The following is a 15213-nucleotide window of genomic DNA, read 5'->3' as shown; positions in this document are numbered from 1 at the left end:
ATCTCTACCGCTTCTGCACCGAGCAGACGGTGACGGTCAACACCACGGCGGCGGGCGGCAATGCGGCGTTGCTGGCCGGGGGCTGAGGCGCTGCGGCGGGGCGCGTCATTGCCAATGCGCCAGAAGGTAGGACTCCAATTGCTCGATCGGCAGTGGCCGCGAAAATAGGTAGCCCTGGAAAAGACCGCAACCCAGATCAATCAGAAAGTCCAGCTGCGCCTGCGTTTCCACGCCCTCGGCCACGACTTCCAGGCTCAGGCTCTGGGCGAGTGCAATGATGGCGCGCGAAATGGCGGCGTCGTTCCGGTCGGTGAGCAGGTCGGCCACAAAGCTCTTGTCGATCTTGAGCTGGTCCAGCGGCAGGCGCTTGAGAACCGACAGCGACGAATAGCCCATGCCGAAGTCGTCGAGCGACAGCGTGACCCCCAGCGCCTTGAGCGTGCCCATTTTGGCGATGGTGATCTCCATGCGGTCGGCCAACAGGCTCTCCGTGAGTTCGAGCTTGAGCCGGTACGGCCGGATGCCGCTGCGCTGAATCGCGGCCATCACCATCTCCACGAAATCCGGGTGCCGGAACTGGCGCACGCTCACGTTCACCGCGATGCTGAGGCCCGCCGTTTCCGGCCGCGCGGCCCAGGCCGCGAGCTGTTCGCACGCGGTTTCCAGGGCCCACTGGCCCAAGGGCAGGATCAGCCCCGTGTCCTCGGCCACCGGGATGAAGTCTGCCGGCGCGACCAGCCCGCGCGCGGGGTGCCGCCAGCGCAGCAGGGCCTCGACGCCGGTGACGCAACCCTCACGGTCCACCAGCGGCTGGTAGTACAGGAGAAACTGGTTCTCCTGCAGCCCGATGGGCAGGTCGGAGCTGATGGCTGCCTTGGCGCTGACGGCGGATTGCATGTCGGGGTCGAAGAAGCAGACGGTGTTGCGGCCCAGGGTCTTGGCCTGGTACATTGCCAGGTCGGCCTGTTTGAGCAGTTCGCTCACACTGCCCTGCAGACCGTTGAGCGAGGTCACGCCAATGCTGGAGGTTGCATAGTGCTGGTGGCCGTCCAGGTCGAAAGGCTCGCGTAGTTCGTTCAGCACCTTTTCGGCCACGATCCGAGCCCGCGCGGCGGCGGCGTCCGGGTCGTCACCGAGGTCTTCCAGCATGACGACAAACTCGTCACCGCCCAGACGTGCCAAGGTGTCGGTCTCGCGGACGCAAGCTGACAGACGGGTGGCGATTTTCTGCAGCAGCAGGTCGCCCTTGTGGTGGCCCAAGGTATCGTTCAGGACCTTGAAGTTGTCCAGGTCGATGAACATCAGCGCTCCCTGGCGCAGCGTGCGGGTGCTCTGGGCCAGCACGTGCCGCAGCCGGTCCAGCAGCAGCTGCCGGTTGGGCAGCTCGGTCAGCGCATCGTAGAAGGCCAAATGGTGAATCTCGTCCTCTGCGGCCTTGCGCTCGGTGATGTCGCGTCCCACGGCCACCCAGTGCGTGAGCTCGCCCGATGACGCGAGCACCGAGACGATCTCCAGTTCCACCCAGAACCAGCTGCCGCCCTTTTTGTAGATCATCAACTCGCCGCGAACCTGCCTTTTCTGCTGCAGCGCTGTCGCCATACGACGCAATTTCCCGAGCTGGGGGTCAGGCCCGAGCAGCATGTGGGGCGTCTGGCCGAGCACGTCGTCGCGGCCGTAGCCGGTGTGGTGCTCGAACGCATCGTTGACGAAGACGATGCGCGGCTCCAGCTCGCCTGCGGGCAAGGCCTCGGCGATGAGCACGATGTCGTTGAGCCGCGAGATGCTGGTCTCCAGCAGCATCAGCTGCTCCTGCGATCTTCGCCGCTCGGTCACGTCCCGGAAGTACACCGCCAAGCCTTCGGCAAACGGGTAGGCGCGCACTTCGAGCCACTTGCCCAGGGTGGGGCAGAAGTCCTCGAACTCGACACGGTGATTGGTAGCGAGTGACTGCTGGAGCTGCTGCTTCAGGCGCTGCCCCACACCGTCGCCCAATTCATGCCAGACCTCCTTGCCCAGCAGGTCGCCGGTGGTGCGCTGCAGCAGCCGTTCGCTTTCCTGATTGAGGTAGGAGAAGCAGCACTGGCGATCCAGTGTCACGAAGGCTTCCGTGATGCTGGTCAGCGTCGTGGTCAGGCGCATTGCCAGACGAAGGGTTTCGCGCTGGGCCTGCTTCCAGGCAGAGATGTCTTTCAGGACCCCCTGTATGCGGACGATCTGGCCCTTCTCATCGTGCACGGGCTCGCCGACGGTGCGCACCCACTTGCGGGTTTGGGCCACCGTCACGATCTGCATCTCTTCATCGAAGGGGGTGCCTTCTCGGCAGCAGCTCTGAATCAACGCGCTGATGCTTGCGCGCCATTCCGGCGTGTACTGGGCCGCCATCTCATCCGGCGTGATCGGTGTGCCCGCAGCCACGCCAAGGATGGCCGCGAACTCGTCCGAATGCATCAGCCGGTTGCCCGGCAGCTCGATGGTCCAGCTGCCGATGTGCCCGATCCGCTCGGCCATATCCAGCAGGTTCCCGCCCTGTCGCCGGGCTAGCGCGTCAAAGCCGGGCGCGTGGTCGGATTGGGCGGATGTGCCCGGGGCCGGCGGCGCCGCCGCTGCAGCGTCAGCGATGGAATCTTGGGGCATCAAAGGAAAGAACGGTTATCCCGCAAGCACCTGTGCAATGCGCTGGCAGGCGTGGCCGTGTCGCCATAGGGATTGTGGGCAAAGGCCATGGCTTGATAGGCCTGCGCATCACTGAGCAGTGTGCTGGCGTGCGCGGCGATTTTTTCCGCACCGGTGCCGACCAGTCTGACGGTGCCCGCTTCCACCGCCTCGGGGCGCTCGGTGGTGTCGCGCATCACCAGGACAGGTTTGCCCAGTGAGGGTGCTTTGGTCCATCAGGTACACAAAAGGCAGGTAATCCAGTGGCTCGATGAGATGCACGTTGTCAATGCTGCACACCTTGACCTCAAACGCTGCATGCGCCTGCAGTGTCTTGACCAAAAGCGCCATCTTGATCGCTTCGGGGCGAGTGCCGAAAACAACAGGATTTTTTTTTGTCATTGAAACGTCCCCGCATCGAGTCTGTAGTTACACCGAAGAAGAAAGTCAGCCTTCGAACCGAAATGAATCGATATCAAGGTTACGAAGGTAACAGTCTATAAGGTGATGCGAAGGCCTGCAAGCCCAATGATCTTCCACTTGTTGCGTATCAAATGCACGCCAGTATGTCGCAGGGGTCTTTGTTGGTATCATTTGGCGAATTAATGCATTTGTCAGCAAATGTTTGTGACCTGATTTGAGAAATCTCAATTGCTTTGCCAAGATTTAGATGTATTTTTCAACAAAGAGCCAAAGCACGGATGACGTTTCGGTGAACTCGGCCAGCTAATACACAGGGAGCCATCATGAACGCACTTGACGAGCTCGGGCACTGCCCGGATGTTGCCACCTTGAAACCCGCCTTGCAGAGGCTGTGCGGAAAGTTTGGGAGGATTGCACGAATGGACATCCTCACGGCCATGCACGAGGGCAGGAAGCAGGCCATCTGCTTTCTCCGACTGGATTCACCTGAAAAGGAACAGGTCCTCATGAAAACGCTGGGCGTGGGCTGTTTCGGGGGGGAAATCGTGTTTGTGGTCGATCTCAGCGCACCCATGACCAGCGAGAGCGCAGGTCCGTCTTCCCAGTGGGCCGAGTTCGAGGATTTTAACTAGGCCCCCATCAGGCGGCGGAGTTGAGGAAGCGCGGCGCATCTTGCTCACTGTGCCGTTGTGGATGGCATGCTGGTGCCCGTGTCTCCACCACCGCCGCAGCGAGAGCGGCGGCACGTAGTAGGTTGGCGGAAATTCGGGATAGGGTGGTGGTTGGAATTGTAAGAGGGGGCGGATCTTGCGGCACTTTAATGCAAATAACCCTGCTTCTCTACGCCGTCTGACGCTCGCCGAATGAAGTCGCTGCGGCGCCTTTGTACACGCCAGCAGGACGGACTGATGCCGGGTCGAATAAGCGCTATTTTTGCGGACGCAGGGCCATCTTCTGCATGGTGCGGCATTGCCTGTTGGGTTGTGCTCCCGAGTTAGACACTTTGCGCCGCCAAATCGTCTCTGTGCTGGATGTAAGAATTAATTTCGTTACCTATCTTGCATAAGAGGGCGGTTTTTTATTTTCTGCAGACGTACCATGCGTTCTTTTTTAAGGAAGTCACATGGCAACACCGTTTTTTGGCAAGCGAGAGAATGAGACACCGACCGGCGTGCGTCCTGGCGCAGCAAATAGCTATGGGACCACCGGCTCATCCGGCACGCTGCAGTCTGCTTCCCAAACGGCCAGCCAGCAAAACGCTGCCAAATCTGTGAGCGAAGCTGCCGCCTCCGCCAGCGCCGCCAAGGAAGGCGGCAGCAAGCTGACGGTTGGGCCCAACATCAAACTCAAGGGCGTTGAGATCACCGACTGTGACACCCTGGTGGTGGAAGGTCTGGTCGAGGCCACCATGGATTCGCGAGTGATCCAGATTGCAGAGCAGGGCGCTTTCAAGGGGTCGGCTGAAATTGATGTGGCCGAAATCCGTGGCGAATTCAATGGCAACCTGACCGTGCGGCAGAAGCTGGTGATTTATTCGACCGGCAAGGTCACCGGCACCATTCGCTACGGCAAGCTGGTGGTCGAAGAAGGGGGCCAACTCTCGGGAGAAATCATGTTTGGCGCGCTTGGTAATACTAAACCAGCGAGCGTGAGCAAGCCGGGTTTGCAGGCGGTTTAAGAGAAAAGACGCGGGGCGGCGAAAGCTGCCTCCACTAAGCCCTAGAACAATCTGAAGAGCAGCGGTATCAGCAGCGATGCCAGTACCACCTGCAAGCCCAGTGCCAGTCCTGCATAGGCACCGGCATCAGCGTTGACGTGCAGGGCGCGTGCTGCACCGATGCCGTGGGATGCCGTGCCCAGCGCGAAGCCACGGGCGGCCCAGCCCGCCGGGTCGGTGGGGATGCGCAAGGCGTCAAACAGGTATTTGCCGCTGAGCGCGCCTACCAGGCCGGTCATCACCGCAAATACGGCGGCGAGTTCCGGTATGCCGCCTATTTGTTCGGCAATACCCATCGCCACTGGCGCGGTGACCGACTTGGGCACAAGCGACAAAATGACTTCTGCAGGCAAGCCGAGGACCCACCCCAGCAGCAGCGCACTGCCACTTGCTGCCACGCCGCCCGCCAGCGCGGCAACCAGCAAGCGTCCCCAGCGCTGGCGCAACTCCTCTCGCCGCAGCCACAGCGGCCAGGCCAGCGCCACCACGGCTGGGCCCAGCAGGAAGTGGATGAATTGGGCGCCAGCAAAGTAGCTGGGGTAAGGCACGCCGGTGGCCAGTAGGCCACTGGCAAGAAACACCACCGTCCACAGTACAGGGTTGGCCCACGGCGCCTGACCAAGACCTGTGTAAGCGGCTTGTGCCAGGGCATAAACCACCAGCGTGGCGGTCAGGCCAAACAGCGGAGTGGCCGAAAGATAGACCCACAGCTCTACAAACTTAGGCATGCGGGCCTTCCTTTGACTGGCTGACGGTACGGTCCCGCAGCAGGTGCAGGCTTAAAACCGTCACCCCCAAACCGAGCAGCGTGGACACGATCACGACCACCAGCATGCGTACACCGTACTGGCTCACGAGTGAAAGATGCGTTATGACACCGACGCCTACCGGCACAAAGAGTAACGAAAGGTGCGAGAGCAGAACGTCGGCGCACACGGCGACGGACTCACGCACCCGCGTCCAGCGCAGCGCCACCAGTAGCAGCATCATGCCAATGACGGGACCGGGAAGGGGCAAGGACAGCCCTCGCGCAATCAGCTCTCCCAGCGACTGAAGCACCAGCAACCAAGCCAAGCCGCGTAATGCCTGCATCTCAGAACCTGTTTCTGTTTAGAAGCGCGGCAAATCCGGATGCGCCAGTTGTCCGCCGCGCACCAGCTTTTTCCCGTACTCGACGCAGCGGTTCAGGGTCGGGATCACCTTGCCGGGATTGAGCAGACCCTTGGCGTCAAAGGCACGCTTCACGCCAAACATCTGCTCGTTTTCTTCCGCGGAAAACTGTACGCACATGGAGTTGAGTTTTTCCACGCCGACGCCGTGCTCGCCGGTGATGGTGCCGCCCATGGCTACGCTGGTTTCCAGGATTTCGGCGCCGAAGGTTTCAGCACGGTGCAACTGGTCGGCGTCGTTGGCGTCAAACAATATGAGAGGGTGCAGGTTGCCATCGCCGGCATGAAACACGTTGGCGCAGCGCAGCTGGTATTTCTTTTCCATCTCGGCAATGGCCAGCAGGATGTCGGCCAGACGCTTGCGCGGAATGGTGGAGTCCATGCACATGTAGTCGGGGCTGATGCGGCCCGAAGCCGAGAACGCATTCTTACGGCCACTCCAGAAGCGCAGGCGTTCGGCTTCGTTCTGGCTCACGGCGATGGCGGTGGCGCCACGCTGGCGCAGCAACTCGCTCATGCGCCCGATTTCTTCCTCGACCTCTTCGGGCGTGCCATCGCTCTCGCACAGCAAAATCGCCGCGGCGCTCAGGTCATAGCCGGCGTGCACAAAATCCTCCACCGCCGCCGTCATGGGTTTGTCCATCATCTCCAGCCCGGCGGGAATGATGCCTGCGGCAATCACCGCCGCCACGGCGTCGCCGGCTTTGCGCAAATCGTCAAAGCTGGCCAGGATGCAGCGCGCCAGCTGCGGCATGGGCACCAGCTTCACGGTGACTTCAGTCGTGACCGCCAGCATGCCTTCGCTGCCGATGATGATGCTCAGCAGGTCGTAGCCTGCGGCATCCAGCGCATCACTGCCGAACTCGACCTCTTCGCCTTCGATGGTGAAGCCCTTGACCTTGCGCACGTTGTGCACCGTGAGGCCGTATTTCAGGCAGTGCACGCCGCCCGAATTTTCAGCCACGTTGCCGCCTATGGTGCAAGCGATCTGGCTTGATGGATCAGGTGCGTAATACAGGCCATGCGGCGCTGCCGCTTCGGAAATGGCCAGGTTGCGCACACCGCCCTGCACAACAGCGGTGCGGCTGGCGGGGTCAATCTTGAGAATCTTGTTGAACTTGGCCAGCGACAGCGTCACGCCCAGCTTGTGCGGCATGGCACCGCCGGAGAGGCCCGTGCCTGCGCCGCGCGCTACCACCGGCACATCCAGCGCGTGGCAGGTTTTGAGCACCGCCTGCACCTGGGCATAGGTCTCGGGCAGGGCAACGGCCAGTGGCCGTTCGCGGTAAGCCGTCAGCCCATCGCATTCATAAGGCGTGGTGTCTTCGGTGTTCCAAAGTACAGCATGCGCTGGAAGCACCGCAGTCAGTGCCCGCGCCACCTGCGACTGGCGCTCTGATCTCTTGAGCATATCGTGCTGCTGCTGCGAAAGGGGTGCGTTCATGGTCTGTGTCCCGGTTTGAAGTCACACTGTAGGGCAAGCCGCCACCGCCGGGTTGAAGAAATTTAAAGCCTTGCATGAAATGCAGCGACAGTTTGCGCAGCGCGCTGGATTGGCGCAACTGTTTTGCGCCGCGGACCTTTCAACTTCAAGGTCTGCTGGTCACATAAACTCAACCCTGTTGCGTTTCAGATTTGAATCCGTCCAGCGTCAAAAGGGCGCAGTCAGCTGTCAAAATAGTAGTATCCGCCTATGACCTCCAGACAGTCTTCCCCGTCCGCCTCCGCCACGTTGCTGCCACCTGACGACCCGTTGCGCACCACGTTGCACAACGAGGTGCATGCGCGGCCCTCGGCCCGCGTGCGGCTGCCGGCGCTCATCATCTACGTGGCCGTGCTCAACGCGGGCGTGACGCGCGAGCAGGAGTGCGATCATCTGCGCCGCCTGCCTGGCCAGCAAGATTTGCCATTGGACAGCCTGCACGGCAACTTCCTGCGCCTGCGCTTTGAGGGCTACACAGTCAAGTGGGAGCGGCACACTGAGTTCACGCGCTATTCCATCGTGCAGGCGCTGCCCGCTAGTGCGCGGCTGGGGGCGCTGGAGCCGGCGTTGCTGTCTGCCTTGGTGGTGACGCCCGACTGGCTGCGCAGCCTTCCTGGGCGCACCGTGGCGGCCGTCCAGTTGGCCATGATCTCTGGCGACCTGTTCGACGAGCGGGCGCTAATGGACCAGGCGCAGGCCTGGTTCGGCGGGCGCACCGTGGTGGCCTCGAAGTTAGGCGATGAGCACTCATGGGCGTTGACCGAATTTCGCATTGGCGCCGATGGCTTTGAGCGCATGCTGGTGATCGCCCCAACCGGTACTACCGAGACGCGCGCCGGCCGTATCTCGCAGCGCCTGCTGGAACTCGAAACCTACCGCCTGATGGCGCTGCGCGGTCTGCCTGTGGCAAAGCAGCTGGCGCCCATGCTGGCCGAGGCTGAAGGCACGCTGGCCGACATCACGGCGCGCCTCGAGCAGAAGTCGGCGTCTGACCAGGAGCTGCTGGATACGCTGGTGTCGCTGGCCGCACGCGTGGAGCGCGCCACGGCCGAGCATGTGTACCGCTTTTCGGCCACGCTCGCCTACGACACGCTGGTGGGCCAGCGCATCACCGAGCTGCGCGAAAAGGCCATTCCGGGCACGCAAACCATTGGCGTGTTCATGCAGCGCCGCCTGTCGCCCGCCATCGCCACGGTGGCGGCCACGGCGCAGCGCCTGGCCTCGCTGTCCGAGCGCGTGTCGCGCACCAGTGCGCTGCTGCGCACGCGTGTGGACATCGCCACCGAGATGCAAAATCAGCAACTGCTGGAAAAGCTCACGCGCGGACAGGAACTGCAGCTGCGCTTGCAGTCCACCGTGGAGGGTTTGTCGATTGCCGCCATCTCATACTACGTGGTCAGCTTGCTGCTCTACATCGGCAAGGCGCTCAAAGGCGCGGGCGTGCCGATCGACCCCGAGATATCCGCCGGGGCACTGATTCCACTGGTGCTGTGGGGCGTGTGGAGCACCACACGGCGCATTCACGCCAAGCTGTACATCGGGCATTGAGGCCGCCCGTCTTTTGCGTCGAATCGGCATCTATGGATGCGGCACACGGAGGCATCAAAACCCGTTCAGGCTCCTAGCCCAGGCTCTTGCGCAGCCAGTCGGCAAATGCTGCGCATTCCCAGCGGTCCATGGTGCCGGTGCGCCAGCACAGGTAATGGGCATGCGGGCTGGGCGTGTTATGCCCAAAAACGGCGTTGTTGCCCAGGCGGACCAGCGAGCCGTTTTCCAGCCAGGGTGCGCCCAGCTTGAGGCGGATCAGGGCGATGCCCATGCCCGCAGCGGCTGCATCACACATCAGGCCGATGTCATTGAATTGGGAGCCGTCTTGCGGTTCGGGCCAGTCGAGGTGATTCGCGGCAAACCAGGTGCGCCAGGGCTCCAGCGGGGAGCGCAGCAGGCTTTCCCCTTCCAGGTCTTCGGGGGCCTCGAAGGGCCCATGCTCCCGCACGAAGGCTGGCGAGGCCAGCGGGGTGACTTCGTCCGTGCTCAGGCAGACATGCTCCAGGTCGGCATAGCGGCCCGTGCCGAAGCGCACGATCAGGTCGGCATCTTCGGCCTCCACGTCCAGCAGGGGAATCGACACTTGGAGTGTGAGGTCGATCTCGGGGTAGGCGTCCGTGAACTGGCGCAGGCGCGGAATCAGAATGGAGCGCGCAAACGTGGGCGTGACCGCCAGTCGCAGCTTGCGTTTGCCCGGTGTGGCACTTTGCCCCGCGGTGCCGGGAAACTTCTGCAGCGTGGCAAGCCCCTCGCGCACATGCGCCAGGTACTCACTGCCTTCGGTGGTCAATGAAAAATCAGCCCGGCCAAACAGCTTGGTGCCGATGATCTGTTCGAGTTGCTTGACACGGTGGCTCACCGCGCTGGGTGTGACGCAGAGTTCCTCCGCCGCCTGCGTCACACTGCGCAGCCGTGCCAGCGCTTCGAACGTCAGCAGGCACTGAATGGGTGGAATGCGCGCTGTCATATGGCCCCCGCGCTCGTCACTTCGTGTACTTCGCTGCCCCCCGAGGGGGCTGAGCTTGCTTGGGGCGGCCCTGCGCTGCGCTCGGTACTCACTTGAAAATAACAGTTTTATGGCCGTTCAGCAGCACGCGGTGCTCGCTGTGCCATTTCACGGCACGCGCCAGCACCTGGCTCTCGGTGTCACGGCCCATGGCCGTCAGGTCCTCCACCGTTTTGCTGTGGTCAGCGCGCGCCACGTCCTGCTCGATGATGGGGCCTTCATCCAGGTCGCCTGTCACGTAGTGCGCGGTGGCGCCTATCAGCTTCACGCCGCGCTCATGCGCCTGGTAGTAGGGCTTGGCCCCTTTGAAGCTGGGCAAAAAGGAGTGGTGGATATTGATGGCGCGGCCCGCCAGCTTGTTGCACAGGTCGTTGGAGAGGACCTGCATGTAGCGCGCCAGCACCACCAGCTCGGCACCTTCGGACTCGATGATCTCCAGCTGCCTGGCCTCGATTTGGCCCTTGGTTGCCGCGGTGACCGGCAAGTGATGAAAAGGGATGTTGTAGCTGGCGGCGAGCTGATAAAACTCGCGGTGGTTGGAAACAATGGCACGGATGTCCAGCGGCAGCAGGCCCGACTTGCAGCGAAACAGCAGGTCGTTCAGGCAATGGCCTTCCTTGCTGACCATGATCACCGTTCGCATGGGTTGCGTGGTGTCGTGCAGTTTCCAGTCCATCTGGAAAGGCGCTGCAAAAGCCGTTAGCTGGCTCGATAGCGCCTCATGCGTCAGCTGGTCGCAGACGAACTGCACACGCATGAAAAACAGGCCCGTGCCCGGGTCGTTGTATTGCGCGGCTTCTTCAATGTTGCCGCCGTTCTGGAACAAAAAACCGGACACGGCATGAACAATGCCCCTGCGGTCCGGACAGGACAGGGTCAGGATATAAGCGTGATTCATAAGGGATGAATTGTCGCAGGTGGCGCCGGCCCGGCGCAGGCTGGGGTCGGCCAAGGTCGATTTTTTAGTGCAGACCGGCAGCAAGAGTGCCAAAATGCAAGATTGCCCTCGCATTCGCCCCTATTCACCACATTCCGACGCAGGAGATCGACATGGCTTATCAAGATTTCAACATGGAGCACCAGTGGCTGCCCTTCACCCCCAATCGCAGCTTTAAAAAAGATCCGCGTATTTTTGTGGCGGCCGAGGGCATGCACTTCACGACGCACGATGGCCGGCAGGTGCTCGACGGCATTTCCAGCCTGTGGTGCGTGGGCGCCGGGCACAACCGCAAGCCGATTAACGAAGCCATCAAGAAGCAGCTCGACACGCTGGACTATGCGACGGCGTTTCAGGTCAGTAACGACAAGGCTTTCAAGGCCGCCGAAATGATTGCGGCTATGGCGCCCGGCGACCTGAACAAGGTGCTGTTTTGCAATTCAGGCTCTGAAGCGGCCGACACCTCGCTGAAAGTGGCGCTGGCCTACCACCGCGCCCGCGGCGAGGGCCACCGCAATGTGTTCATTGGCCGGGAGAAGGCCTACCACGGCGTGGGCTTTGGCGGCATGAGCGTGGGCGGCATTCCGGCCAACCGCAAAGTCTATGGCGCGGCCTTGTTGCCGCGCGTGGACCACATGCGCTTCATCCATGACCCGGTCAATCACGCCTACATCAATGGGGTGGAGCCCGAGTGGCAAGAAGACATCCTGCTGGAGCTGGAAAACCGCATTTTGCCGTTGCATGACCCGAGCAACGTGGCCGCTGTGATTGTGGAACCGGTGTCGGGTAGTGCCGGCTGGTACCTGCCGCCCAAGGGCTACCTGAAGCGCTTGCGCGAGATCTGCGACAAGCATGGCATCCTGCTGATTTTTGATGAAGTCATCACCGGTTTCGGCCGTATGGGCACCAACTTTGCCGCGGACTATTACGGCGTGGTGCCCGACATGCTGAACTTTGCCAAATGCGTGACCAACGGCGTCATCCCGCTGGGCGGCGTGATCTGCTCGGACCGCATTTACGACACCATGATGAATGCCAACGCCAACAGCCCTGAGTACGCCGTGGAATTCTTTCATGGCTACACTTATTCAGGCCATCCGGTGGCCTGTGCAGCGGCCATTGCCACACTCAATCTGTTCAAGCAGGACAACTTGTTTGAACGTGCGGGCCAGATGGGCAAGGTGCTTGGTGATGCCATGCACAGCAGCTTCAAGGGCCTGCCCAACGTGATCGGCATTCGCAGCCTCGGGCTGGCCGGTGCCGTCGAGCTGTCCTCTGTGGCAGGTGCACCAGGCAAGCGCGCCTACGACATCTTCATGGACTGCTTCCACCACGGCGTGCTGGTACGGCCAGCGGGTGAAAACATCGTGATCTGCCCACCTTATATCGTGGAGAAAGAGCACATCGAGCGCATCGTCAACGTGGTGGCCGACTCGATTCGTAAAAACAGCTGAATGCGCTTGCAGCTTGGGTTGGTTCAGTTTCAGGGCCTGGGCGCTGGCGCTGAACCGGCTGCCGAATTCGGTGCGAATTTTTTTCGCAGGTCGGCGCAGTAGTCCGTGTCTGGCAGGTCGGGCGTGGGCCAGACGCTGTCAAAAGCATCGGTCGGTTCGTTGCCAGAACCATCGCCCGCGCGCAGGTGAACGGCCTTGGCTCTGAGGTTTGCAGGCAGGTGTTGCGGTACGCCCAAGGTGCGGTCTGCGTGACCGCTGCCCGCCAGCAATACCACCACCTTGCCGGTCAGGGCCGCCTGACTCAGCATATTGGCCATGGTGATGTCTTTGGCAATCTGGATGCGCGCCATGGGCGCAAGTTGGCTCTCGGGCAGCAGGTTGCAATGGCCGATGCGAATCCTTTGCTGCTGCGTTTTAAGGGCCGGGCCGGGCAACTGAGCGTCGAGCTTGCTGTCGGCCATGCTGTCTTGCTGTTGCGCCCCTGGCAAGTTGGCACCCAGTACCGGCACCCCTGCCCGCACGGCTGTCATCACGGCGGGCCCATAAGCCGCCCACGGCCAGCCTTTGTCGTTCCACTTCAGCGCATGGCGGGTCTGCTCTTCGGTCGAACTGGGTTTGAGCGTAGCGGTGCTCACCCCGGCATCGGCCATTTCCAGTGCCACCGCAGCCAGCAGGCCCCGTGCCGCAAGAAGCGTGATCACCTGCTGCTCGATCTGCTGGTGTTCCGTTGCGTTGTGTTGTTCGCCGATGAGCAGCACATCGGCAGGCAGCAACGCATCAAGCCTGGCATCCATTGCTGCGGCAGCGCTGCCGCTGGTCAGCTGGACGATGGGCGCTTCGGGGCGGCCGGCGCAGCCTCCGGCAAACGCCACCGTTGCGACACAGAGCAGTGAGCCCAAGGCGTGTGACAAAGAGCGGCAGGAAAGACCGGAGAGATGAGGCATCGGTGGATACAAATGTTTTTAATGCGTTGCGCGCGGTCTGAGCCCCTGCCCTGGATGTTCAGGGCGCTTCAGAATTTACCACGGCGACCAGGGCCGCAGCCACCCCGGTCAAATGAGGGTCCGGGCGCGGCGTGGTCAGTGCAGGGAGATAGGCGTGTTGGCCAAGCCGCTGTAGCCTTCCAGCGTGTCTTCTATCTCGTCCTGGGTAGGCGTGTTTTGGGCCCATGCGCTCAGGCGCTGCTGGAACATTTCTGCCCACGAGCCATCCAGGTACACCTCTTTGCCAGAGCGCTTGTCCACGATTTCAAAGCCGTGGCGGGCCAGTTCTGGAATGGCGGGAGCGGGCGCAGATTCCTCAGGTGCGTTCGCGTGAATCTGAACCACCACAAAAGTGTCCGAGTCGTAAAGCATTTGCATGGTGATGTCCTTTGTTCTTATATGGCAACGATCGTGCCCAGTTCAAGAGGACAGGGTAAGCCGCAAGACACGATGTAAATGTGCAAAAAATCCCGCCGGACAGCCCTTTGGCGGGTTGCGCAGCGGTTCTTCAGGATTTACTCACGGCGGTAAGCTGCTGGTCGACAAAATCACCGTTGTGCTGGGTGATTTTGTTGCGCACCGGCAGATAACCCAGCGAGGGGGCATACCAGATTTCAACCTTCTGGTCGTATTCACGCTTGGGCTGACGCGAGAGCCTGAGCGTGCTCAGCTCACCATAGGGCAGGGTGATTTTTTCTTCGGCTTCCACCAGAAAAGTCCAGGTGTCCGCATCACGCGGTCCCACGGTGTACATCGAAATAGTGGAGCCCACCGGAAAGCCGGCCGGATTGCCCGCCAGCATGCCGCCCAGCTGCAAAAAAACGCTCACCCGGTCTTGCACGCCCTTGATCCATGGGACGGAGGGCGTGTTGGCGCTGAAGGTGATCTGGCCCTTTTCAGGCTCGAAATGCGCGGCTACTTCGGTTTTGTATTTGTCGGAAAAGCGGGTGGGTGCCAAGCCTTCAGCGCTTGCCTGGCCACTACTGGTCAAGGTGCGCGAGCCTATAAACAGCGCGCTGACGGTCATGCGGGCGTCGTAAGTGCTGCCCGCGTTATGCCAGTCCAGCTGCGAATTGGCATAGTAATTCAGTCCTTTGGCACTGCCGACTGCCTTGTACTCCAGGAGGGCGCTGGCGGGTAGTGCCATGGCCGTCACCGGGGTCTGGCTCGGACCGGCTGGTGGCACAACGGCGGCACCGGCGGCAGACGCTGCGGCCATGGCGGTGTCAGCGGTATCACTGGCGGCCGTTGGGTCGGGCACGCTGTCTGCGCTGGCTGAGGCATCGGGTTCGTTGGCGCGTGCAGATTCTGGAACTTGAGGTGCTACTGAATCAATAGCTGATTGCGCCCGTGACTCCTGGGCTACAGCCTCTTTTTCCTTAAGAATATTTTTTGTGACAGGCTTTGCTGCCAAGGGCGGCGGCGTGCTCACTTCGGCCGATGGCGGCATTTCAATGCTGCGCGTCACAAAAGCCCGGGCGCGGGCGGGCGATGGGTCGAGCGCCGGGCCGAACTGCTTGGGCGAGGTCCGCAGCACCAGCGTGTGGGCTGCAAGCACCAGCACGGCCAGCGTCCCCAGCGCGCGCCAGGGTGGCGCTGCGCGTGGCGCCGCTGCACCCAAGACCTCCGCATGCTGTGCCGCCAAAGTGCTCATGTCTCTGTGAATCCCAGATCGCTGGAAAGTTGCCGGGCAGCGGCCATCAGCGGTCGGGCCACCGCACCGTCCCAAGCCTCATCAAAGGTAGCCAGCGACCCCAGCGCCAGCATGCCCAGCACCAGATGGCCATCGGCGTCAAACACGGGCGCGCAAAAACCGGCCACCCCCGGCAGCAGGGTGCCGA

The 15213-nt window shown here is 61.8% G+C and carries 13 protein-coding genes and 2 pseudogenes; 4 read left to right on the top strand and 11 right to left on the bottom strand.

The genetic code is table 11. From position 1 onward, the window contains the following. Positions 1–105: 105 nt before the first annotated feature. Positions 106–2634: a sensor domain-containing protein gene (locus tag B3F77_RS00360; RefSeq protein ID WP_293603034.1), complete on the bottom strand. Its 2529-nt coding sequence runs from the start codon at positions 2632–2634 to the stop codon at positions 106–108. 15 nt (positions 2635–2649) lie between these two features. Next, positions 2650–2943: pseudogene (locus B3F77_RS00355) on the bottom strand (UDP-N-acetylglucosamine 2-epimerase); the annotation flags it as partial. A 455-nt stretch (positions 2944–3398) separates the two neighbouring features. On the opposite strand from B3F77_RS00355, the gene B3F77_RS00350 reads away from it, so the two are divergent. Then, on the top strand, positions 3399–3707 hold the full coding sequence (locus tag B3F77_RS00350) for an RNA-binding protein (RefSeq protein WP_293603033.1): 309 nt from the start codon (positions 3399–3401) through the stop codon (positions 3705–3707). A gap of 491 nt (positions 3708–4198) precedes the next feature. Beyond that, positions 4199–4753, top strand: a complete 555-nt coding sequence (locus B3F77_RS00345) for a bactofilin family protein (protein WP_293603032.1) — start codon at positions 4199–4201, stop codon at positions 4751–4753. Positions 4754–4794: 41 nt separating this feature from the next. Here B3F77_RS00345 and B3F77_RS00340 read toward each other — a convergent pair whose 3' ends face one another. The 3 genes from B3F77_RS00340 to B3F77_RS00330 are packed head-to-tail and all read right to left on the bottom strand — an operon-like array spanning position 4795 to position 7405. Then, positions 4795–5520 carry an LrgB family protein gene (locus B3F77_RS00340; protein WP_293603031.1) on the bottom strand — a complete coding sequence of 242 codons (726 nt, stop codon included), beginning with the start codon at positions 5518–5520 and terminating at the stop codon, positions 4795–4797. Then, on the bottom strand, positions 5513–5884 hold the full coding sequence (locus B3F77_RS00335) for a CidA/LrgA family protein (RefSeq protein ID WP_293603030.1): 372 nt from the start codon (positions 5882–5884) through the stop codon (positions 5513–5515). The genes B3F77_RS00340 and B3F77_RS00335 overlap by 8 nt, the downstream gene beginning before the upstream one ends. Positions 5885–5902: 18 nt before the next feature. Next, positions 5903–7405: an FAD-linked oxidase C-terminal domain-containing protein gene (locus B3F77_RS00330; RefSeq protein WP_293603029.1), complete on the bottom strand. Its 1503-nt coding sequence runs from the start codon at positions 7403–7405 to the stop codon at positions 5903–5905. A gap of 249 nt (positions 7406–7654) precedes the next feature. On the opposite strand from B3F77_RS00330, the gene B3F77_RS00325 reads away from it, so the two are divergent. Continuing rightward, the gene (locus B3F77_RS00325; RefSeq protein ID WP_293603028.1) at positions 7655–8992 is read left to right on the top strand and encodes a DUF3422 family protein; all 1338 of its coding nucleotides are present in this window, start codon (positions 7655–7657) and stop codon (positions 8990–8992) included. Between the two features lie 73 nt (positions 8993–9065). On the opposite strand, the gene B3F77_RS00320 is transcribed toward B3F77_RS00325, so the two are convergent. Continuing rightward, the gene (locus B3F77_RS00320; RefSeq protein WP_293603027.1) at positions 9066–9959 is read right to left on the bottom strand and encodes a LysR substrate-binding domain-containing protein; all 894 of its coding nucleotides are present in this window, start codon (positions 9957–9959) and stop codon (positions 9066–9068) included. 88 nt (positions 9960–10047) lie between these two features. Then, positions 10048–10896: a formyltetrahydrofolate deformylase gene (gene purU / locus B3F77_RS00315; RefSeq protein WP_293603026.1), complete on the bottom strand. Its 849-nt coding sequence runs from the start codon at positions 10894–10896 to the stop codon at positions 10048–10050. A 152-nt stretch (positions 10897–11048) separates the two neighbouring features. Between purU and B3F77_RS00310 the strand changes: the two genes are divergently transcribed. After that, positions 11049–12389: an aspartate aminotransferase family protein gene (locus B3F77_RS00310; RefSeq protein ID WP_293603025.1), complete on the top strand. Its 1341-nt coding sequence runs from the start codon at positions 11049–11051 to the stop codon at positions 12387–12389. A gap of 29 nt (positions 12390–12418) precedes the next feature. On the opposite strand, the gene B3F77_RS00305 is transcribed toward B3F77_RS00310, so the two are convergent. The 4 genes and pseudogenes from B3F77_RS00305 to B3F77_RS00290 all read right to left on the bottom strand — a co-directional run. Next, positions 12419–13333 (bottom strand): ChaN family lipoprotein, encoded by a 915-nt coding sequence (locus B3F77_RS00305; RefSeq protein WP_293603024.1) that lies wholly within the window; start codon positions 13331–13333, stop codon positions 12419–12421. Between the two features lie 135 nt (positions 13334–13468). Further along, a complete protein-coding gene (locus B3F77_RS00300; protein WP_293603023.1) occupies positions 13469–13750 on the bottom strand; it encodes a BTH_I0359 family protein in 282 nt (93 codons plus the stop codon). A 130-nt stretch (positions 13751–13880) separates the two neighbouring features. Further along, positions 13881–15026 (bottom strand): DUF3108 domain-containing protein, encoded by a 1146-nt coding sequence (locus tag B3F77_RS00295; RefSeq protein ID WP_293603022.1) that lies wholly within the window; start codon positions 15024–15026, stop codon positions 13881–13883. After that, positions 15023–15213 (bottom strand): annotated as a pseudogene (locus B3F77_RS00290) (IclR family transcriptional regulator); the annotation flags it as partial. The gene B3F77_RS00295 and the pseudogene B3F77_RS00290, both read right to left, overlap by 4 nt.

The sequence above is a fragment of the Polaromonas sp. UBA4122 genome, from assembly GCA_002381615.1.
Taxonomy (GTDB): Bacteria; Pseudomonadota; Gammaproteobacteria; order Burkholderiales; family Burkholderiaceae_C; genus Polaromonas.
This window is presented reverse-complemented; position numbering and strand designations above follow the sequence as displayed.

What these genes read in the sequence shown, in the direction of transcription:
- B3F77_RS00360 (WP_293603034.1), bottom strand. Translation starts at nt 2,634, where the DNA reads ATGCCCCAAGATTCCATCGCTGACGCTGCAGCGGCGGCGCCGCCGGCC.
- B3F77_RS00350 (WP_293603033.1), top strand. Translation starts at nt 3,399, where the DNA reads ATGAACGCACTTGACGAGCTCGGGCACTGCCCGGATGTTGCCACCTTG.
- B3F77_RS00345 (WP_293603032.1), top strand. Translation starts at nt 4,199, where the DNA reads ATGGCAACACCGTTTTTTGGCAAGCGAGAGAATGAGACACCGACCGGC.
- B3F77_RS00340 (WP_293603031.1), bottom strand. Translation starts at nt 5,520, where the DNA reads ATGCCTAAGTTTGTAGAGCTGTGGGTCTATCTTTCGGCCACTCCGCTG.
- B3F77_RS00335 (WP_293603030.1), bottom strand. Translation starts at nt 5,884, where the DNA reads ATGCAGGCATTACGCGGCTTGGCTTGGTTGCTGGTGCTTCAGTCGCTG.
- B3F77_RS00330 (WP_293603029.1), bottom strand. Translation starts at nt 7,405, where the DNA reads ATGAACGCACCCCTTTCGCAGCAGCAGCACGATATGCTCAAGAGATCA.
- B3F77_RS00325 (WP_293603028.1), top strand. Translation starts at nt 7,655, where the DNA reads ATGACCTCCAGACAGTCTTCCCCGTCCGCCTCCGCCACGTTGCTGCCA.
- B3F77_RS00320 (WP_293603027.1), bottom strand. Translation starts at nt 9,959, where the DNA reads ATGACAGCGCGCATTCCACCCATTCAGTGCCTGCTGACGTTCGAAGCG.
- purU (WP_293603026.1), bottom strand. Translation starts at nt 10,896, where the DNA reads ATGAATCACGCTTATATCCTGACCCTGTCCTGTCCGGACCGCAGGGGC.
- B3F77_RS00310 (WP_293603025.1), top strand. Translation starts at nt 11,049, where the DNA reads ATGGCTTATCAAGATTTCAACATGGAGCACCAGTGGCTGCCCTTCACC.
- B3F77_RS00305 (WP_293603024.1), bottom strand. Translation starts at nt 13,333, where the DNA reads ATGCCTCATCTCTCCGGTCTTTCCTGCCGCTCTTTGTCACACGCCTTG.
- B3F77_RS00300 (WP_293603023.1), bottom strand. Translation starts at nt 13,750, where the DNA reads ATGCAAATGCTTTACGACTCGGACACTTTTGTGGTGGTTCAGATTCAC.
- B3F77_RS00295 (WP_293603022.1), bottom strand. Translation starts at nt 15,026, where the DNA reads ATGAGCACTTTGGCGGCACAGCATGCGGAGGTCTTGGGTGCAGCGGCG.